The following is a 2,757-nucleotide window of genomic DNA, read 5'->3' as shown; positions in this document are numbered from 1 at the left end:
CGCGGGCCTCGGCGCCCTCGCCGTGCTGGGCGGCGGCGGGGTCGACGGGCGCGACGCGGCGACGGTGCTCGCCGTGCACCTGGTCCACGTCGGGGCGTCGCTCGCGGCGGTGCTGCCGTCCGGGACCCGGGTCGAGGTGGCCGCGCTGGTGCCGAGCTGGCGCCGCTTCCTGCTCGTCCAGGCGCTCAGCCAGGCGGTCGTCGTCCTCGCCGTCGTGCTGCCGGCCGTGCTGCCCGCGCTGCAGCCTGGTGCCGCGGCCCCCGTTAGCCTTGGTCGGTGAACGCACCGGACCGCACCAGCCAGGGCTTCTCCACCAGGGCCATCCACGTCGGCTCCGAGCCGGACCCGCAGACCGGCGCCGTCATCCCGCCGATCTACGCGACGTCCACCTACGCCCAGGACGGCGTCGGCGGGCTGCGCACCGGGCTGGGTGTCGGCTACGAGTACAGCCGCTCGGGCAACCCCACCCGGACCGCGCTGGAGCAGGCGCTGGCCTCCGTCGAGACCGCAGGCGGCGAGCCGACGCTGGCGATGTCGTTCGCCTCCGGCCTGGCCGCCGAGGACGCGGTCATCCGCACCCTCACCCGTCCCGGCGACCACGTCGTGCTGCCCGGGGACGCCTACGGCGGCACCTACCGGCTGTTCGCCCGGGTCGCCGAGCCGTGGGGCGTCGGGTTCAGCACCGCCTCCTCCGACCCCGCCGCCGTCGCGGCCGCGATCGTCCCCGGCAGCACCCGGTTCGTCTGGGTGGAGACCCCGACCAACCCGCTGCTCGCCGTCACGGACATCGAGGCCGTCGCCGCGGTCGCCCACGAGGCGGGCGCGCTGCTGGTCGTCGACAACACCTTCGCCAGCCCGTACCTGCAGAACCCGCTCGCCCTGGGCGCGGACGTCGTCGTGCACTCCACGACCAAGTACGTCGGCGGCCACAGCGACGTCGTCGGCGGCGCGCTGGTCGTCCGGGCGCCCGAGGCGCCGGGCGCGGTCCTGGACCCGCACACCCACGAGCCGCTCGCCGACCGGCTGGCCTGGCACCAGAACGCCATGGGCGCGGTGTCCGGCCCGTTCGACGCGTTCCTCACCCTGCGCGGGCTCAAGACCCTGGCCGTGCGGATGGAGCGCCACAGCGCCACCGCCGCCCGGGTCGCGGCGTACCTGAGCGAGCACGACGCGGTGTCGGAGGTGCTGTACCCCGGCCTGCCCACGCACCCCGGCCACGAGGTCGCCGCCCGCCAGATGCGCGGCTTCGGCGGGATGGTGAGCTTCCGGCTGCGGCAGGGCCGCGACGCCGCGCTCAAGGCGTGCGCGTCGACCCGGACGTTCCTGCTCGCCGAGAGCCTGGGTGGCGTCGAGTCCCTCATCGAGCACCCCGGCGCCATGACGCACGGGTCCGTCGCGGGCACCGTGCTCGAGGTGCCGGACGACCTGGTGCGCCTGTCGGTCGGGCTCGAGGACGCCGAGGACCTGATCGCGGACCTCGACGACGCGCTCGCGGCCGCCTCGGCCTGAGGCCGTGCGCAGCCGTCCCCCGGGACAGCCCTCGCGACCGGGACGCAGCGGATGAGTGACCTCAGGGTCTGCGTCGACGTCGGGTCGACGTGGACGAAGGCGCTGCTCGTCGACCCCGCGGCCACGGTCGCGGGGTCGGTGCGGGTGCAGCCGGGCACCGGGAGCGCCCCGGCGGTGCTGCGCTGCGACGGCGTGGTCGCCACCGCGCAGCACCGGACGACCGTGGGCACCGACGTCATGGACGGGGTGTCCGGCGTGCTCGCGCTGCTCGGGGAGCAGGTCGGCGCCCACCCGGTCGCCTTCGGGGCGCCGCTGGTGTGCAGCTCCGCCGGCGGCGGGCTGCGGCTGGCCGTCGTGGGCTACGAGCGGGTCGTCACCGCCGAGGCGGCCCGCCGGGCGGCCGTGTCCGCGGGGGGCCGGGTCGTCCACCTGGCCTCGGGACGGCTCGGGCCCGACGACGTCGCCGCGCTGCTGGCCGCCCGCCCGGACGTCGTCGTCCTCACCGGGGGCACCGACGGCGGGGACGGCGAGGCCCTGCTAGCCGCCGCCGCCGCGCTCGCGCCGGTGCTCGGCCCGGCCGGGCTGCCGGTCGTCCTCGCGGGCAACGCCGAGGTGGCGACCGAGGCCGAGCAGGTGCTGGCGGACCGGGGCGTGGTCGTCGACCGGGTGGCCAACGTGCTGCCGCGGATCGGCCACCTGGACCCCGGGCCCGCGCGGGAGGCCGTGCGCGCGGCGTTCCTGCGCCACGTCATCGGCGGCGGGCGGCTGTCGTCGGGCCGCGGCTTCGAGCAGCTGGTGCTCGCGGCCACCCCCGACGCCGTGCTCGCCGGGGTGCAGCGGCTGGCAGGGGCGTTCCCCGGCGGCGTGCTCGCGGTCGACGTCGGCGGCGCGACGACCGACGTGTACTCCGTGCTCAGCCAGCCCGCGGCCGACAGCGTCGAGGACGACGTCGCCGGCACCGAGGCCGCCTCGCGCACCGTCGAGGGCGACCTGGGGATGCGCTGGTCCGCCCCCGGGGTGCTCGCCGCGGCAGGGGTCGAGGGGCTGACCGCCCGATTTGCCGAGGCGGCGGCCGGGTCTGGCGGTCGGCCCGGGTCGGCTGACGCGGTCGCTGACGACGGGGACCTGGCGGAGCGCACGGCGGCCCTCGCTGCGGAGCCCGGCAGGCTCGCCGAGGACCCGGCGGCGCTGTCGCTCGACACCGGTCTGGCCGCGGTCGCCGCGGTGACGGCGCTCCGCCGGCACGCC

3 protein-coding genes are annotated in these 2,757 nt (G+C 77.6%); all 3 read left to right on the top strand.

What is annotated here, in order from left to right:
* Positions 1-280, top strand: a 280-nt coding sequence (locus WCS02_RS19395) for a hypothetical protein (protein WP_340295924.1), incomplete at its 5' end; no start/stop codon positions are given.
* Positions 277-1,509, top strand: a complete 1,233-nt coding sequence (locus WCS02_RS19390; RefSeq protein WP_340295923.1) for a cystathionine gamma-synthase — start codon at positions 277-279, stop codon at positions 1,507-1,509. The genes WCS02_RS19395 and WCS02_RS19390, both read left to right, overlap by 4 nt.
* Before the next feature lie 51 nt (positions 1,510-1,560).
* Positions 1,561-2,757 (top strand): glutamate mutase L (locus WCS02_RS19385; RefSeq protein ID WP_340295922.1); only part of this gene is annotated, 1,197 nt, incomplete at its 3' end.

This window comes from Aquipuribacter hungaricus, assembly GCF_037860755.1.
GTDB classification, from domain to species: domain Bacteria; phylum Actinomycetota; class Actinomycetes; order Actinomycetales; family JBBAYJ01; genus Aquipuribacter; species Aquipuribacter hungaricus.
The sequence above is the reverse complement of the archived record's forward strand: the minus strand, read 5'-3'. Positions and strand labels throughout refer to the sequence as shown.